The sequence below is a fragment of the Wenzhouxiangella sp. XN79A genome, from assembly GCF_012272825.1.
GTDB lineage: Bacteria > Pseudomonadota > Gammaproteobacteria > Xanthomonadales > Wenzhouxiangellaceae.
In genome coordinates this window covers 100,772-116,592 of record NZ_JAAWWS010000134.1, presented here as the reverse complement: position 1 = coordinate 116,592, position 15,821 = coordinate 100,772, and the positions used below count along the sequence as shown (strand labels likewise).

Genomic DNA, 15,821 nt, shown 5'->3' with positions numbered 1-15,821 from the left:
GTGGCCGTCACGGGACCGGGTCCCGGGCGTGATCAGGGTCGCAATATACGCAGCCACCACCAGAAGTTCAGCAGCCCCATCAGCGATGCGGCGACGTAGGTCAGTGCCGCGGCGGTCAGGATGCGACGGGCCGGTCGGCGGTCCTCGGGCTTCAGGTAGCCGCCCTTGTCGAGCAGCGGCAGCGCGCGCCGGAACGAGGCATCGAACTCGGTCGGCAGCGTGACCAGGTGGACGACGATGCCCGAGGCCAGGGCGGCCAGGCCGAACACCAGCAGGGTCAGGCCGGCACGGGGCAGGCGCAGCGCCAGCAGCACGATCGGCATCGCGGCGATCAGCAGCAGGCCGATCCGCTGGACCCGCTGGGCCGTCTTGACCAGCCGGGTCCGCCAGACCAGCGGGCCATAGCCGACCGCGTGCTGGATGGCGTGGCCGACCTCGTGGGCGGCGACGGTGATCGCGGTCAGCGAACGCCCATCGTGGTTGTCCGGGCTCAGCCGCACGGTACGCGCTTCGGGGTCGTAGTGGTCGCCCTGGTCGGTGCGTTCGATCGGAACCGCGTCCAGCCCGACCCGGTCGAGCAGGTCACGGGCAAGCTCGGCGCCGGTGCCCGGATAGCGGTCGGCCGGCTGGTGGTGGCGCTTCATCACCCGCTTCACCCACCACCCCGGCAGCACCACGACCGCGGCCAGAAGCACCAGACCCAGCACGATCGGCACGCTCAGCTCTCCCGCTCGCGGCGCGCCTCGACCAGCGCGAAGGCGTCGGCCCGGGGCAGGCCGGTCAGGGCCCGGATGACCCGCGCGGCCCGGGCCGGCGGCAGTTCGCCGGCCAGCGCATCGGCCAGCGCCGAGGCCGTCACCTTCGATGCGGTCGCGCCGTCGGTCCCGGGCGCGCCGGCGACCAGGACCACGGCTTCGCCGCGCTGTCGATCGGGATCCGCGGCGGTCCACTCGGCCAGTGCGGCCAGTCCGTCGCGGCGGACCTGCTCGAAGCGCTTGGTCAACTCGCGCGCCACGCAGCCCGGGCGTTCGGCGCCGAAGGCCTCGGCCAGGTCGCCGAGCACGCCCACCAGGTCACGCGCCGGGACGTAGAAGATCAGGGTGTGCGGCGCCTCGGCCAGCGCGGCCAGCCGCTTGCGGCGGGCGCCGGCCTTTGCAGGCAGGAAGCCCTCGAACGCGAACCGGTCGCTGGCCAGCCCCGACGCGCTGAGCGCAGCGATCGCCGCGCACGGTCCGGGCACCGGCAGCACCGCCAGGCCGGCGGCGTGCGCGCCGTCGACCAGGCGATAGCCCGGATCGGAGACCAGCGGGGTGCCGGCGTCGGAGACCAGCGCCACGTCGTCGCCGGCCCGGAGGTGGTCCAGCACCCGCTCGGCGGCGCGCGCTTCGTTGTGGTCGTGCAGGGCGATCCAGTGCGGCGGGATGGCGCGGGACGGCACCAGCTTCTGGCTGGTCCGGGTGTCCTCGGCGGCGATCACCGGGACCCGGCCGAGCAGTTCGGCGGCGCGCGGCGACAGGTCGCCGAGATGGCCGATCGGCGTGGCGATCACGTACAGCGTGCCGGTCGAGTCGGGAGCGTCGGATGCAGGCAAGGCGGCGCGGTCTCGGCGCGGATCGGCGGGTATTATTGCACCCATGACGATGCCCCGGATTTCCGCTACTCCGCGACTCGGCCGGTTCGGTCCGGTCGCCGTCGTGCCGCTTCTGTTCGTGCTCGCCGTGCTGAACGGCTGCGCCGCACCCGCGCCGCGTCCGGACGGTCCCTCCGAGTTCGACGATCCGCAGACGCTGTTCGAGGCCGGACGCTTCGCCGAGGCCGCCGAGGCCTGGCTGGCCGGTCCGGAACCCGGCATCGATGCGCGCCTGCGCGCCGCCGAGGCCTGGCTGGCCGCTGGCCGTTCCGAGCGCGCGGTCGCCCTGCTCGATGCGCTCGAGCCGGCCGGACTGACGCGGGATCAGCGCTTCCGCTACGACCTGGTCCAGGCCGAACTGGCCCTGGTCCGGGGCGACTTTTCTGCCGCGGAACGGGTGGTCGCGCTGGCGCCGGACCGGGTGCCGGCCGAGCTTGTTCCGCGCCTCGAGCGGCTGCGCGAGCGGCTCGAAGCGGTCGATCCGGAATCGCCGGAAGCGCGCGTCGAAGCGTTGCGCGGTGCGCTGGCCGAGCGGGACTTCGATCCGACCCTGGCCCTGGCCCTGCTGATCGACGTCCCGCTGGGCGGCCTCGAGGACATGCGCGACCGGTTCGCCGACGATGCCGAGCTGGCGCCGTGGATGGACCTGGCGGTGGCGGTGCGCGGCAGCTTGCTCGACCCGCCGGCGCTGCGTTCGGCGGTCGGCGCCTGGGCGCGTGCCTACCCGGCGGCCGGGCTCGATGCCGGCAACGTGATCGACTGGGTCGATGCCTGGCGCACGCAGCAGCCGATGCCGGCGCGGGTCGCGGTGCTGCTGCCCGGCGAAGGTCCGCTCGAAACCGCCGGCGAGGTGCTTCGCGACGGCATCGTCGCGGCCTGGCTGGCGCTGCCCGAAGCGCGCCGGCCGGTGCTGGATTTCATTGCCGTCGGCCGCGGCCCGGACGCCGCGGTCGGCGCCTGGTTCGAGGCCCGCGAGCGCGGCGCCGACTTCGTGCTCGGGCCGCTCGACCGGGCCCAGATCCCGGCTCTGCTGGCGCTGCCGGATTCCAGCGTGACGACGCTGCTGCTGAACCGGCCACCGGACGGCCTGGATCTGCCGACCCCGGCGCGGCCGCTGGCGATCCTGGCGCTGCCGCCGGAAGAGGAGGCCGAGCTGGCCGCGGTGCGCGGCCTGGTCGAAGGCGGCCGGCGCGCACTGGTCATTGCCCAGGACACGGATTTCGGCGCCCGCCTGGCCGGTCGCTTCGTCGAAACCTTCGAACTCGGCGGAGGCCGGGTCGTCGAGCGGGTCGACTTTCCGCCGAGCGAATCCGACGTGACCGATCGGCTGGAACAGGCGCTGCTTCTGGATGCCTCGGCGGCGCGCATCGATCGCGTCTCGGCGCTGCTCGGCGAGCCGGTCGATGGCGAGCCGCAGCGGCGGACCGACATCGACCTGGTGTTCCTTGCCGCCCGTGACGAGGCCAGCCAGGTCCAGCCGCAGCTCCGCTTCCTGGACCTTTCGCCGCTGCCGACGCTGGCCACCTCCCACGTGCTGACGCCGGAGCGCGATCGCGACCTCGACGGCCTGGCGCTGCCGCTGTCGCCGTGGCTGCTGGCGACCGGCGAGCTGGCCGAGCAGCGCGCGGCGGCCGCGCAGGCGTTTCCCCGGGTCGGGCGCTCGATCACGCTCAGCCAGCTGCACGCGCTGGGCCGCGACGCGGTGGCCCTGCTGCCGTGGCTGGACGCGATGAAGCGCGATCCCCGGCTCGGCCTGTCGGCGCGGGTCGGTCGACTGCGGCTGGCCGATGGCGTGACCCTCGAGCGCGACCTGCCGTGGGCGGTGATCCGCGACGGCCTGCCGGTTCGTCCCTGACGTGCTCAAGCGCCTGATCGGTCAGCGCGGCGAGCGGCAGGCCGAGCGCTTCCTGGCGATGAACGGCCTGCGCCCGGTGGCGCGCAACTGGCACTGCCGGCACGGTGAACTCGACCTGGTCATGCTCCACGACGACACGCTGGTGTTCGTCGAGGTCCGGATGCGCTCGCCGCGCGGCTTCGGCGACGGCGTCGACAGCGTCCACGCCGGCAAACAGCAGCGGCTGGCCAACGCCGCGGCGATGTTCCTTGCCGACCACCCCGAGTGGCAGGAGCGTCCGTGTCGTTTCGACGTGATCGCCATCCACGGTGATTCCGCCGAGATCGACTGGCTGCAGAACGCGTTCGAGTCCAGCGGCGGGTACTGAGAGCGGCCGCACCGCTCACCGGGCCTCAGGCCAGTCGTTCCAGCCCGTAGCCGATCAGCGTGATGATCGCGATCGCATAGAGCGCGGCGACCAGGTCGTCGATCATGATCCCGAGCCCGCCGGACACCCGTCGGTCGAGCCAGCCGATCGGCCAGGGCTTGGCGATGTCGAAGACCCGGAAGGCGACGAAGGCGGCCAGCCATCCGGCCGGCGTGGTCGGCACGAACAGCAGCACCAGCCACACGCCGACGAACTCGTCCCAGACGATGCCGCCGTGATCGTGCACGCCGAGCGCGCGCGTGGCGTGGCCGCAGATCGGAATTCCGACCAGGAAGGTCGCGCCGACGACCAGCGCGGCGATCACCGGGTCCAGCCCGATCAGCGGCAGCGCCAGCAGCAGGCCCGCGGCGGTGCCGGCGGTGCCGGGCGCGCGCGGGCTCAGGCCGCTGCCGAAGCCGAAGGCCAGGAAGCCGATCGGGTCGTGGAGGGCGACGGCGCGGGTGGTCTTCGCGTTCGGTGCAGTCGCGGTCATGCCTTCCCCCGGTCGGCATCGGCGAAGTGGTCCCAGCCGCGCACCTGCGGCACCCGGTCGCAGCCGGCCGCGTCCAGGCAGCGGATCGGTCCGGATTCGGTCACCCGGCCGATCACGGTCACCGGCACGCCGTCCAGTGCCTCGGGCAGGTCGGTGTGCGGCGGCAGGATGGCCAGCAGTTCGTAGTCGCCGCCCCCGCCCAGCTGCAGCGCGGTCCGCTGCTCGTCGTCCGGTACCGCCTGGCGCAGCGCCTCGGAGGCAGGCAGCGCTTCGGCGCGAAGCTCGGCGCCGAACTCGCCCAGCGCATGGCCGAGGTCGGCCACAAGCCCGTCGGAAATATCGATCAGGCCGCGGGCCAGTCCGGCCAGCCGCTGTCCTGCGGCAATCCGTGGGCGGGGTCGGAGCAGGCGATCGCACAGCGGGTGGGCGCGGTCCAGGTTCAGGGCGAGCGCGGCAGCGGCATCGCCCGGCCAGCCGGTCACGACGACCCGGTCACCGGGCCGGGCGCCCCGGCGGCGCGCGAACTGGCCGGCCGGCACTTCGCCCAGCGCGGTGATCGCGACGTTCAGCGGTCCCCGGGTCAGGTTGCCGCCGACCAGGACGCAGCTGTACGCATCGGCCAGCGCCAGGAAACCGTCGAGAAAGCCGTCCAGCCAGTCCGGATCGGCTTCGGGCAGGGTCAGCGCGAGCAGCAGCCAGCGCGGTGTTGCGCCCATGGCCGCGAGGTCGCTGAGGTTGGCGGCCAGCGCCAGGTGACCGAGATCGGCCGGCGTGGCGCGCTGATCGAAGTGCCGGCCTTCGACCAGCTGGTCGGTGGTCGCGACCAGCTGCATGCCTCGACTGGGCTGGACCACCGCGGCGTCGTCGCCGATGCCCAGCCGTACATCGTCGCGCTCGGGAACGCGGGCGCGGATCCGTTCGATCAGGTCGAATTCGTTCATGTCGCGGTCGCCCAGCGGCCGCCGACGAGCGTGCGCAGCACCGGGTTGCCGCCGAACTCGAAGGCCAGGGTCCGCAGGTCGGTGGCGTCGAGCACGATCAGGTCGGCGCGCAGGCCGGCCTCGATCCGGCCGCGGTCGGGCAGCTCGAGCAGTTCGGCCCCGGCCGCGGTCGCGGCCTCGACCGCCTCGGCCACGGTCAGGCCGAGCTTGCGCACCGCCAGCTGGATCACGAACGGCATCGCAAAGCATGGTGCCGAGCCCGGGTTGTAGTTGCTGGCGATGGCCAGCCGGCCGCCGGCCTCGACGAAGGTCCGGCCGTCGCCGTAGCGCTCGTCGAGGTGGAAGCCCGAGGCCGGCAGCATCACCCCGAAGACCGTCGAGTCGGCCAGCCGGCGCAGGCCGTCGGCGTCGCTGGCTTCGAGGTGATCGACGCTGCGGTAACCGCGTTCGACCGCGGCCTCGATCATGCCCAGCGCGTTGAACTGGTCGGCGTGGACGCGGATCGGATGCCCGGCGGCCTGGCCGGCCTCGAACAGCGCCAGGCAGTCGTCGCGCGACCAGGCCCCGGTTTCGCAGTAGGCATCGAGCGCGATGCCGGGAAACTCGGCGCTGACGGCCGGCAGCGTTTCCTCGATCGTGCGCCGGATGAAGACATCGCGATCGAGATCGGGATCGAGGGCATGGCCGATGCAGGCGGTCGGCACCACCGTCATCGCGGTGGCCTCGCCGGCCCGGCGGATCGCGCGCAGCATCTTCAGCTCGGTGGCGGTGTCGAGGCCGTAGCCCGACTTGACCTCGACCGTGGTCGTGCCGTGGCGCAGCATGCGCTCCAGCCGCTCGCGCAGCGAATCGACCAGCGCGTCTTCGTCGGCCGCGCGCGTGGCCCGGACCGTGGCCATGATGCCGCCGCCGTCCTCGAGCAGTCGAAGGTACGGCACCCCGGCGAGTTTTTTCTCCCATTCGTCGAGCCGGGCGCCGGCGAAGCAGGCATGGGTGTGGGCGTCGACGAAGCCCGGCAGCACCACCCGGCCGGCGGCGTCGAACACGCTGCGGGCCGTCGGCAGCGCCGCGCCGCCGGGTTCGAGCACCGCCTCGATCCGGCCGTCGTCGATGGTCAGCGCAACCTCGCCGTCCCGGCCCGGGAGGCAGGCGCGATCGATGCGCAGGTCAACGGCCACGCTGGGCGACCCCGGTGAGAAAGCGCAGGAACAGGTGAGCGGCCAGCCGCGCGGTGCGGCCGTGCTCGTCGTGCGCCGGGCACAGCTCCATCAGATCGAAGCAGCACACCGCCGACGAGCGTCCGGCGGCTTCGGCGTAGTCGGCGATCCGCTGCGCCGGCCAGCCGGCCGGGTGGGGCGCGCTGACGCCGGGGGCCTGGGCCATGTCGATCACGTCGAGGCAGATCGAGACGAACTGGGCCGGTGAACGCGGCCAGTTCCCGGGCGCGAACTCGGCCAGCTCACCGCCGTGGGCGCGGAACCAGTCGAGGTGCGCCGGCGTGTTGCTCAGCGGGTCGAACCCGAACAGCGACAGCCGGTCGATGCCACCGTATTCGAGCAGGCGGCGGAACGGCATGCCCGAGCCGTCGTCTTCGCGCACGTCGAGGTGGGCGTCGAAATAGATGCCGTGCAGGGTCCGTCCGGTCGGGCGGATCAGCGTATCGATCACCGCGCGGACTTCCGGAAAGGTGAGGTCATGGCCGCCGCCGATAGCGACCGGCAGCAGGCCGAGCTCCAGCGCGGCCGTCACCGCCCCGGAAACGCGCTCGTGGGTGGCGTGCAGATCGTCGGCGGCAACCACATCGCCGAGATCGATGACCGGCACCGGCAGGCCGTGCAGCGCGACCGGATGCGCCGCGCCGTAGCCGGCCAGCGCGGCCCGGAACGCATCCGGGCCTTCGGCCGCGCCGGGCCGGCCTCCGTTCAAGCGCACGCCCTCGTCGTCGGCCAGTCCGAGCAGGCCGATCGCGCGGAATTCATGGCCGGCGCCGTTCAGCGCTGCGTCGCGCAGCGACGCCAGCGGGTCGCCGTCGCGGTGGACCTCGACGAGGCGTGCTGCAAAGCGACCCGGCCGGCGCTCGGGCCAGCGGCCGGGCTCGGTGAACTCGCGCAGCGCGTCGATGGCCTGGCCCACGCCTCAGTCCCCGAGCGCGCGTCGATCGAACGGGAGGTCGAGGCCCTGCGCTTCGGCGCAGGCCCGGGCCTCGTCGTAACCGGCCGAGACGTGGCGGAACACGCCCATGGCCGGGTCGTTGGTCAGCACGCGTTCGAGACGCCGCTCGGCGGCGTCGGTGCCGTCGGCGACGATCACCTGGCCGGCGTGCTGCGAGTAGCCGATGCCGACGCCGCCGCCGTGGTGGAAGCTGACCCAGGACGCGCCGGAAGCGGTGCTGACCAGTGCGTTCAGGATCGCCCAGTCGGAGATCGCATCCGAGCCGTCCTTCATGCCCTCGGTCTCGCGGTTCGGCGAGGCGACCGAGCCGCAGTCGAGGTGGTCGCGTCCGATGACGATCGGGGCCTCGACTTCGCCGGTCCGGACCAGGTCGTTGAAGATTTTCCCGGCCCTGGCCCGTTCGCCCTGGCCCAGCCAGCAGATCCGCGCCGGCAGGCCCTCGAACTCGATCCGGTCGCGCGCCAGGGTCAGCCAGCGGGTCAGGCCTTCGTGGTCCGGGAAGGCCTCGAGCAGGGCGCGGTCCGTGCGGTAGATGTCTTCCGGGTTGCCCGAAAGCGCACACCAGCGGAACGGCCCGCGGCCGACGCAGAACTGCGGGCGGATGAAAGCCGGCACGAAGCCGGGGAAGTCGAAGGCGCGCTCGAAGCCCTCGTCGAAGGCGCGCTGGCGGATGTTGTTGCCGTAGTCGAAGGTGATGCTGCCGGCGTCCTGGAGCGCCACCATGGCCTCGACGTGGCGCTTCATGGTGGCCAGCGAATCGCGGACGTAGGCGTCCGGGTCCTGTTCGCGGTAGCCATTGGCCCGGTCGAAGTCGTAGCCGACCGGCACATAGCCCGTCAGCGGGTCGTGGGCGCTGGTCTGGTCGGTCAGCGTGTCGGGCACGATGCCGCGTTCGATCATCCGTTCGAGCAGGTCGACGGCGTTGGCGACCACGCCGACGCTGGTGCCGGCGCGCCGGGCTTTCAGCTCCAGCGCGCGGTCGATTGCCGCGTCGATGTCGTGCAGGACCTCGTCGAGGTAGCGCTTGCCCTGGCGCCGCAGCAGCCGGGATTCGTCGACATCGGCGATCAGGCAGGTGCCGCCGTTCATGGTGATGGCCAGCGGCTGGGCGCCGCCCATGCCGCCGCAGCCGCCGGTGACGCTCAGCGTGCCGGCGAGATCGCCGCCGAAGTGCTGGCGGGCGCACTCGGCGAAGGTCTCGTAGGTGCCCTGGAGAATCCCCTGGGTGGCGATGTAGATCCACGACCCGGCGGTCATCTGGCCGTACATGATCAGGCCCTTCTTCGCCAGCTCGTCGAAGTGCTCCTGCGTGGCCCAGGCCGGCACCAGGTTGGAGTTCGCGATCAGCACGCGGGGCGCGTCCTCGTGCGTCTTCACCACGCCGACCGGTTCGCCGGACTGGACCAGCAGCGTCTCGTCGGCTTCGAGCCGCTTCAGCGTATCGACGATCGCGTCGAAGGCCGGCCACGAGCGCGCGGCCTGGCCGCGGCCGCCGTAGACGATCAACCGGTCCGGGTCCTCGGCCACTTCCGGGTCGAGGTTGTTCATCAGCATGCGCATCGCGGCTTCGGCCTGCCAGGTGCGGCAGGTCTTCTCGGCGCCGCGTGGCGCACGCACGGTGCGGGGAGAACTCATGGCTCACTGCTCTCGGTCGACGTTCTGCCGCATTCTAGACGCTTCCGGCGCCCGGGCCGGGCGATGCGACGCGGGTGCCCGGTCGCGCTGCAGGACCGGGATGCCGGGAACGGCCTACCCATCCGGCGGTCGAAGCGGGCAGAACCCGAACCCTTGTCGAAGCCGAGCGGCCCGATCCCCACCCGATGGCCGCGCGCCGAGCGACTCGGGCCGGACCCTGGAAACCGGAGAACGACGCATGGTCAAGACGAACCGGACATCGATTTTCTGCGCGATGGTGCTGCTGGCCGTTGCCGGCTGCGCCACGGTCGAACCGCCGGCCGAGGGCGAACGGCAGGCCGCGTCGCAGCGCGAGGGCAAGGCGATGCTGTCGGGTCGCCCCGCCATCCCCAACCGGGACCTGTTCGCGGTCCGCTTCATCGCGATCGACGGCCGCAACATCTCGCCGCGCGACATCCTGTGGGTCGAGCCGGGCCCGCGCACGATCACGGTCGAGATCCCGCGGCGCTTCACCGAGTCGCTGATCAACCAGCAGCGCGAGACCTGGCCGGACTTCGTCGATATCGAGCTCGAACTGAAGCCCCGCCACGCCTACGAGATTCGCGGCCGCTACAACCGCACCGACCGCGACAACCCCTACGACATCGTGGTCGACCGGGTGCAGTCCTTCGAACGTGACTGAACGGCCGCGCCGGCGGAGCGTCGCCGCCGTGCTCGCAATCTCCATCGCGGCCACCGCCGCGGCGCAGCCCGAGCACCGGCTCGACGTCGACGACCCGATTCTCGAGGTCGCGTTCCTGGCCGTCGCGCTGGACTCGGGCACCGAGTGGACCGGGACGCCGATGGGCGGCGACGAGGACGCGCTCGACGTCCGCCGGCCGCCGTTCTCCACCTTCAAGATTCCGAACCTGCTGATCGCGCTGGACACCGGCGCGGCGCGGGCGCTGGACCACGAAATCGCCTGGGATCCGGCGCGCCGTCCGGCCGCGGCGCACTGGCCCGACGACTGGGCCCGGGACCAGACCCTGGCCAGCGCGTTCCGGCGCTCGGCGGTCTGGTATTTCCAGGATCTTGCCGAGGAGGTCGGGGGACCGCGCTACCGCGAGCGGTTGGCCGCATTTGCCTACGGCAATGCCAGTGCGCCCGACGGGTCCGACACCTTCTGGCTCGACGGGACGCTGCGGATCAGCGTACGGGAGCAGGTCGATTTCCTGGCCGCCCTGCTGCGCGGTGACCTTCCCGTGTCCGACCACGCGTTCGATGCCCTGCGCGAGGCCGCGCGGCTCGGCGAACGCGGCGAATACCGGCTGTACGGCAAGACCGGCGCGGGCCCGGTGGCGCCGGGCGACTTCGACGGCGCCTTCCGCGGATGGCTGGTTGGCTGGATCGAAGCGCCGGACCGCGCCCCTGCCGTGTACGCCCTGTTCGTCGTCGGCCCGGACTGGCGGTCGATCGCCCGATTCCGGCGCGAAGAGGCGGAGCGGCTTCTGGCCGCCGCCGGCCTGTGGCCGGGGCACGGCGAGGACTGAAGTGTCTGGCCGGCGGGGCCGCCGGCCGCCGGCGATCGCGATGTTCAGCCGCCGAGCGCGCCGATCAGCGTGCGGCAGAAGGCCGGCAGGTCGGGCGGCGTGCGGCTGCTGATCAGGTGGCCGTCGACGACGACCTCTTCGTCGACCCACTCGGCACCGGCGTTGACCAGGTCGTCCTTGATCGACGCGACCGAAGTCACCCGGCGGCCCCGGACGATATCGGCCGAAGCGGCGACCCAGCCGGCGTGGCAGATCCAGGCCACGGGCTTCTTCGCGTCATCGAGGGCGCGGACCAGGTCGATCAGGTGCTCGTCGGTGCGCATCGCGTCGGGCGCCATGCCGCCGGGGATGACCACGGCATCGTAGTCGCCCGGATCGACGTCGGCCACGTTCCGGTCGGCGTGGACGCCGTAGCCCTTCTCGCTGAGATAGCGGTCCTCGCCGGTCCCGAGCACGTGCACGGTCGCGCCGGCCTCGAGCAGCCGCAGGCGAGGGTAATGCAGTTCGAGTTCCTGGTAATCGTGTTCGGCCAGAACGGCCACGGTGCGGTCGGAGATTGCCATCTGCGCCTCCTCGTACGTTCGAAAGTGGACTCAGGGTCGCAATCGCGCGGCACGATCGCGTGAGGGAGCGCGCGGCTGCATCGCGGCCGCGGATCCTGTAGCCTGTGGCCTGCGCCGTTGGCGGCGCACGATTCCATAGCAGTAGGAGAACGTGATGATCCGATGCCTGATCGCGGGCGCGCTGGCGCTCGTCCTTTCCGCCTGTGCGACGACCCCGCGCAGCGAACCCGTCCTCGACGGCCCGATCCGCAACATCCATTCCGGCGACCTGATGCGCTACTGGGTACCGTCCAACGAAACGGTCCGCATTCCCGGCCACGGCATGCGCGTCGACTGCGGCTACGTCCTCCAGCAGTTCGTCATCGATTCGGCCGGCGAGATCCGGGGCTACGAAGTGCTCGAGGCAGCCCCGGACGAGCGCCTTGCCGGCGACGCGCTGCGCGCCATCGCCGGCTTCGATTATCGAGCGGCCGAGACCAACCCGGACCGGACGCCGGTTCGGCTGCGGTTGATGACCACGTTCGACCGCAACGGCGGCGAGGACTGTGAATGGCCGGAGGTCGAACCCCTGGCACCGCGCCACGGCGAGGGCTGAGTCAGCCGCAGTCCTGCTGGACGATGCTCCGGTCCGCGCCGTCGACGACCCAGGCGGTCAGGCAGCCGCCCCAGACGCAGCCGGAGTCGAGGCACAGGACCTGGCCATCGTCGTAGTAGCCGAGCATCGACCAGTGGCCGAACACGAGGGTCCAGTCCGACCAGTCGGGATGCAGCAGTTCGAACCATGGCTGGTAGCCCTTCGGACGGCGCTCCAGGTCGCCCGAGGATTTCAGCTCCAGCTTGCCGTCCGATCGGGCGAAGCGCATCCGGGTGAAGACATTGGTCAGCGTGCGGGCCCGGACGTAGCGCTTCTGGTCGGGTTTCCAGCGCACGGGTCGGTTGCCGTACATGTTGTCGATGAACCTGCCGAACTTCGGGCCGCGGATCAGCGTCTGCAGTTCGTCGGCGCAGGCCCGCGCCCGGGCCCGGTCCCAGCGCGGGTCGATGCCGGCATGGACCAGCGCGACGCGGAGGTCGGCGTCGGTCCACAGGATCGGCTGCTGCCGGAGCCATTCGAGCACGGCCGGCCCCTCGGCATGGTTCAGGATCTTCTCGAACTCGGGGTTCTTCTTCTTCACCCGCGGGTGGTTCTGCCAGTAGGCCAGCAGGTGCAGGTCGTGGTTGCCGAGCACGCTGAAGTGCGGCTCGCCGAGCCGGCGGACCTGGCGCAGCACCTTCAGCGACTTGCCGCCACGGTTGACCAGGTCGCCGGCCAGGCAGAGTCGGTCGCCGGCCGGGTCGAAGTTCAGTCGATCCAGTAGTCGCTGGAGCGCACCCCAACAGCCCTGGATGTCGCCGATGAAGATATGGCGTCGCATGGGCGATCAGTCTACTGAGGCCGGGGCCCGCAGTGGGCGTTCATGCCGGTCCGGCGCTCGCGGCCAGGGCCCGGAAGTCGTCCAGCGTCAGGGTCTCGGCGCGCCGTCCCGGGTCGATGCCCGCGGCGGCGAACCCGTCGCTATCGACGATGCCCTTCAAGGTGTTTCGCAGCGTCTTGCGGCGCTGCGAGAAGGCCGCGCGCACGACCCGCTCGAGCTGCGGCAGCGCGGCGCGGTCGGCCTCGCTCTGCGCTCGGGGCACGATCCGTACGATGGCCGAGTCGACCTTCGGCGGCGGCCGGAACGCGCCGGGCGGCACCGTGAACAGGTGCGTTGCATCGGCGCGCAGCTGGGTCATCACGCCGAGCCGGCCCCAGGTCTTGCCACCCGGCGCGGCGCAGATCCGATCGACCACTTCCTTCTGCAGCATGAAGTGCATGTCGCGGATCGATTCGGCCTGGTCGAGCAGGTGGAACAGCAGCGGCGTGGAAATGTTGTAGGGCAGGTTGCCGACCACGCGAATCGGACCGTCTGCGGCCAGCGATGCGAAGTCGAAGTCCAGCGCGTCGGCCTGGTGGATCACCAGGCCGGCGGGATGACCGAGTCGCTCGGCCAGTGTCGCCACCAGGTCCCGATCGAGCTCGACGACGTGCAGCTCGTCCAGTCGCTCGAGCAAGGGCCGCGTCAGCGCCCCGAGCCCCGGTCCGATCTCGACCACCCGATCGCTCCGCCCCGGCGCGACCGCCCCGACGATCCGGTCGATCACGCTCGCGTCTTCGAGAAAATTCTGGCCGAAGCGCTTGCGGGGCGTGTGATTCATCGGGGGACGAGGGCCGAGGGGCCGCGGGCGAGTCGAAAGGGTGCCATGGCGATCACTCGCCCCTCGCCCCTTTCCCCTCGTCCCTCGCGAGCGCCAGCTCGCGCGCCAGGTCGACGGCGGCGTTCAGGCTGCCCGGGTCGGCGGTGTCGGTGCCGGCGCGGTCCAGGGCGGTGCCGTGGTCGACCGAGGTGCGGATAAAGGGCAGGCCCAGGGTGATGTTGACGGCCCGGCCGAAGCCGGCGTACTTGAGCACCGGCAGCCCCTGGTCGTGGTACATGGCCAGCACGGCGTCGACGTCGGTCAGGCGGTCGGGAACGAAGGCCGTGTCGGCCGGCAGCGGGCCGACCAGGTCCAGGCCCTCGGCGCGCAGGCGATCGAGCAGCGGCTCGATGATCTCGATCTCTTCCCGGCCCAGATGGCCACCTTCACCGGCATGCGGGTTCAGGCCCAGCACCACGATGCGCGGCGCGGCGATCGAGAAGCGGTCGACCAGGTCGGCGTGGAGGATCCGCAGGGTGCGCTCCAGCGAGGCCTGCGTGATCGCGTCGGGCACGTCGCGCAGTGCCAGGTGGGTGGTGGCCAGGGCCACGCGCAGCGTATCGGCGGCCAGCATCATCACGACCCGGTCGACGCCGGCGCGTCGGGCCAGGAACTCGGTGTGGCCGCTGAAGGCAATGCCGGCATCGTTGATCACGCCCTTGTGGACCGGGCCGGTGACCAGGGCACGGGCGCGGCCGTCGGCGACCCGGTCGCAGGCCGCGGCCAGGGTCTCGAGCACGTACCCGGCGTTGACCGGATCGAGTCGGCCGGGTTCGGCCGGGGCCGCCAGCGCCACCGGCAGGCAGCGGAGTCGGCCCGGGCCCGGTGGGGCGTCGGCATCGACGATCCGGGCCGGCCGGCCGAGCCGGTGCGCGGTGGCCTCGAGCAGCTCGGGGTCGGCGACCAGGACCAGTTCGTCGCGGCCGCGCTCCAGCGCGATCCGGACGGCCAGCTCCGGCCCGATCCCGGCCGGCTCGCCCGGCGTGATCAGGATCGGGCCGGCCCGCTCGTCGGTCACGGCCGGATCAGAGCCGGATGTCGACGTAGGCCTCGGAGCGCATCCGCCGGAGCACGCGTTCGATCTCGTCGTCGGCCTTCTGGCGGATGATCATCTCGCGGGCCTCGTTACGCATCGATTCGACCGTGCGGTCGGCCTCGCGCTGGTCCTCCAGCCGGATCACGTGCCAACCCTGCGGGCTCTGGAACACTTCGCTCATCTGGCCGATCGCGAGGCTGTCGATGACGTTCTGGAAGCCGGTGCCGTAGGCGCCCTCGGGGAACCAGTCGATCATGCCGCCGAGGTTGGCCGAGCCCTGGTCATCGGAGAATTCGCGGGCGATTTCGCCGAAGTCCTCGCCGGCTTCGAGCCGGTCGTGCAGCGATTCGATGAGTTCGCGGGCCTCTTCGGCCGGCAGCAGCTCCGACGGGCGAACCATCAAGTGGCGCATCCGGTACTCGGTGACGATCACTTCGCGCTGGGCCCGCCGGTCGTCGACCCGGGCGATGATGAAGCCGGACTGGATCCGGAGCGGCTCGGTGTACTGGCCCGGTTCCAGGTCGCGGATCACGTCGGCGATCTGGCGCGGCAGCGCGTTGAGGTTGCGCCAGCCCACGTCGCCGCCCTCGAGCGCGTCCGGCGCGTCGGAATAGGCGATCGCGGCCGAGGCGAACTCCAGCCCGTCCTGCAGCTCGCGGTAGGCTTCGTCGGCACGCGCGGCGGCTTCGTCGAGCTCGTCCGGGCCGGCCGACTCGGGCACCTGGATCAGGATCTGCGACAGCTTGTACTCGTCGCCCCGGAAATTGTCCGAGGCGAGCATGATGTCGATCTCGGTGTCGGTGATCTCGTCCATGCCGTCGACGATCCGCCGGCGCAGGGCCTGGGTCGTCAGCTCGGAGCGGATTTCCTGGCGGAATTCGTCGAAGCTCAGCCCGTCGCCTTCGATCGCGGCGCGCAGCTGGGTCAGGGTCAGGCCGTTCTGGCGGGCCAGGTCGCCGAGCGCCCGGTCGACGTCCTGGTCGGACATCCGGATTCCGGTCTGCTCGGCGCGCTGGATCTGGACCTGGTTCATGATCAGCCGCTCGAGCACCTGTTCTTCGAGCACGCTGCGCGGCGGCAGCCGCTCGCCGCGCGCCTCGACCTGGCGCACCACGCCGGTGATGGCCGCCTCCAGTTCGGAGCGCAGGATCACCTCTTCGTCGACCACGGCCACGATCTCGTCGATCGGCTGGCGCGGTGACGCGTCGTCCTGGGCCAGGGCCGCCAATGGCAGCAGGGCCAGCAGCAACGGAAGAATTCGGAAGATTCGATCCATGGGAAGACTCG

General features: G+C 71.8%; 17 protein-coding genes. 5 read left to right on the top strand and 12 right to left on the bottom strand.

Features of this window, described 5'->3' with window-relative positions; genetic code table 11:
- Positions 1-32: 32 nt before the first annotated feature.
- Complete coding sequence (locus HFP89_RS03850; protein WP_168716377.1) at positions 33-707, bottom strand: zinc metallopeptidase; 675 nt, start codon at positions 705-707, stop codon at positions 33-35.
- An 11-nt stretch (positions 708-718) separates the two neighbouring features.
- Positions 719-1,591 carry a 16S rRNA (cytidine(1402)-2'-O)-methyltransferase gene (gene rsmI, locus HFP89_RS03845; RefSeq protein ID WP_206212209.1) on the bottom strand — a complete coding sequence of 291 codons (873 nt, stop codon included), beginning with the start codon at positions 1,589-1,591 and terminating at the stop codon, positions 719-721.
- 103 nt (positions 1,592-1,694) lie between these two features.
- Here rsmI and HFP89_RS03840 point away from each other — a divergent pair, with 103 nt between their 5' ends.
- Positions 1,695-3,485: a penicillin-binding protein activator gene (locus HFP89_RS03840; RefSeq protein ID WP_168716315.1), complete on the top strand. Its 1,791-nt coding sequence runs from the start codon at positions 1,695-1,697 to the stop codon at positions 3,483-3,485.
- Position 3,486: 1 nt separating this feature from the next.
- A complete protein-coding gene (locus tag HFP89_RS03835) occupies positions 3,487-3,852 on the top strand; it encodes a YraN family protein (protein ID WP_346775184.1) in 366 nt (121 codons plus the stop codon).
- Positions 3,853-3,877: 25 nt separating this feature from the next.
- On the opposite strand, the gene HFP89_RS03830 is transcribed toward HFP89_RS03835, so the two are convergent.
- From HFP89_RS03830 to hutU, 5 genes are read right to left on the bottom strand one after another with little or no spacing between them, the layout of a single operon-like run.
- Positions 3,878-4,384, bottom strand: coding sequence for a phosphatidylglycerophosphatase A (locus HFP89_RS03830; RefSeq protein WP_168716314.1), 507 nt, complete (start codon positions 4,382-4,384; stop codon positions 3,878-3,880).
- Entirely contained in the window at positions 4,381-5,325 is a 945-nt protein-coding gene (thiL, locus tag HFP89_RS03825; protein ID WP_168716313.1) for a thiamine-phosphate kinase, read from the bottom strand. Before thiL ends, HFP89_RS03830 begins: the two co-directional genes overlap by 4 nt.
- Positions 5,322-6,503, bottom strand: coding sequence for an imidazolonepropionase (hutI, locus tag HFP89_RS03820; RefSeq protein WP_168716312.1), 1,182 nt, complete (start codon positions 6,501-6,503; stop codon positions 5,322-5,324). Before hutI ends, thiL begins: the two co-directional genes overlap by 4 nt.
- Entirely contained in the window at positions 6,493-7,458 is a 966-nt protein-coding gene (locus tag HFP89_RS03815; protein ID WP_168716311.1) for a formimidoylglutamase, read from the bottom strand. The genes hutI and HFP89_RS03815 overlap by 11 nt, the downstream gene beginning before the upstream one ends.
- 3 nt (positions 7,459-7,461) lie before the next feature.
- Positions 7,462-9,132 (bottom strand): urocanate hydratase, encoded by a 1,671-nt coding sequence (gene hutU, locus HFP89_RS03810; protein WP_168716310.1) that lies wholly within the window; start codon positions 9,130-9,132, stop codon positions 7,462-7,464.
- 238 nt (positions 9,133-9,370) lie between these two features.
- Between hutU and HFP89_RS03805 the strand changes: the two genes are divergently transcribed.
- Together HFP89_RS03805 and HFP89_RS03800 are read left to right on the top strand one after the other, a co-directional pair.
- The gene (locus HFP89_RS03805; RefSeq protein ID WP_168716309.1) at positions 9,371-9,814 is read left to right on the top strand and encodes a hypothetical protein; all 444 of its coding nucleotides are present in this window, start codon (positions 9,371-9,373) and stop codon (positions 9,812-9,814) included.
- Between the two features lie 28 nt (positions 9,815-9,842).
- Positions 9,843-10,661 carry a class D beta-lactamase gene (locus HFP89_RS03800; protein ID WP_168716308.1) on the top strand — a complete coding sequence of 273 codons (819 nt, stop codon included), beginning with the start codon at positions 9,843-9,845 and terminating at the stop codon, positions 10,659-10,661.
- Between the two features lie 44 nt (positions 10,662-10,705).
- Here the strand turns inward: HFP89_RS03800 and HFP89_RS03795 are convergent, their stop codons facing one another.
- Positions 10,706-11,224, bottom strand: a complete 519-nt coding sequence (locus tag HFP89_RS03795) for a type 1 glutamine amidotransferase domain-containing protein (RefSeq protein WP_168716307.1) — start codon at positions 11,222-11,224, stop codon at positions 10,706-10,708.
- Positions 11,225-11,378: 154 nt separating this feature from the next.
- Here HFP89_RS03795 and HFP89_RS03790 point away from each other — a divergent pair, with 154 nt between their 5' ends.
- Complete coding sequence (locus HFP89_RS03790; RefSeq protein ID WP_168716306.1) at positions 11,379-11,819, top strand: energy transducer TonB; 441 nt, start codon at positions 11,379-11,381, stop codon at positions 11,817-11,819.
- A 1-nt stretch (position 11,820) separates the two neighbouring features.
- Here the strand turns inward: HFP89_RS03790 and HFP89_RS03785 are convergent, their stop codons facing one another.
- From HFP89_RS03785 to HFP89_RS03770, 4 genes are read right to left on the bottom strand one after another with little or no spacing between them, the layout of a single operon-like run.
- Positions 11,821-12,639, bottom strand: coding sequence for a symmetrical bis(5'-nucleosyl)-tetraphosphatase (locus HFP89_RS03785; RefSeq protein ID WP_168716305.1), 819 nt, complete (start codon positions 12,637-12,639; stop codon positions 11,821-11,823).
- A 40-nt stretch (positions 12,640-12,679) separates the two neighbouring features.
- Complete coding sequence (rsmA, locus tag HFP89_RS03780) at positions 12,680-13,459, bottom strand: 16S rRNA (adenine(1518)-N(6)/adenine(1519)-N(6))-dimethyltransferase RsmA (RefSeq protein WP_168716304.1); 780 nt, start codon at positions 13,457-13,459, stop codon at positions 12,680-12,682.
- Between the two features lie 52 nt (positions 13,460-13,511).
- Complete coding sequence (gene pdxA / locus HFP89_RS03775; protein ID WP_168716303.1) at positions 13,512-14,516, bottom strand: 4-hydroxythreonine-4-phosphate dehydrogenase PdxA; 1,005 nt, start codon at positions 14,514-14,516, stop codon at positions 13,512-13,514.
- Between the two features lie 7 nt (positions 14,517-14,523).
- Positions 14,524-15,810 carry a peptidylprolyl isomerase gene (locus tag HFP89_RS03770; RefSeq protein WP_168716302.1) on the bottom strand — a complete coding sequence of 429 codons (1,287 nt, stop codon included), beginning with the start codon at positions 15,808-15,810 and terminating at the stop codon, positions 14,524-14,526.
- Between the last annotated feature and the right edge of the window lie 11 nt (positions 15,811-15,821).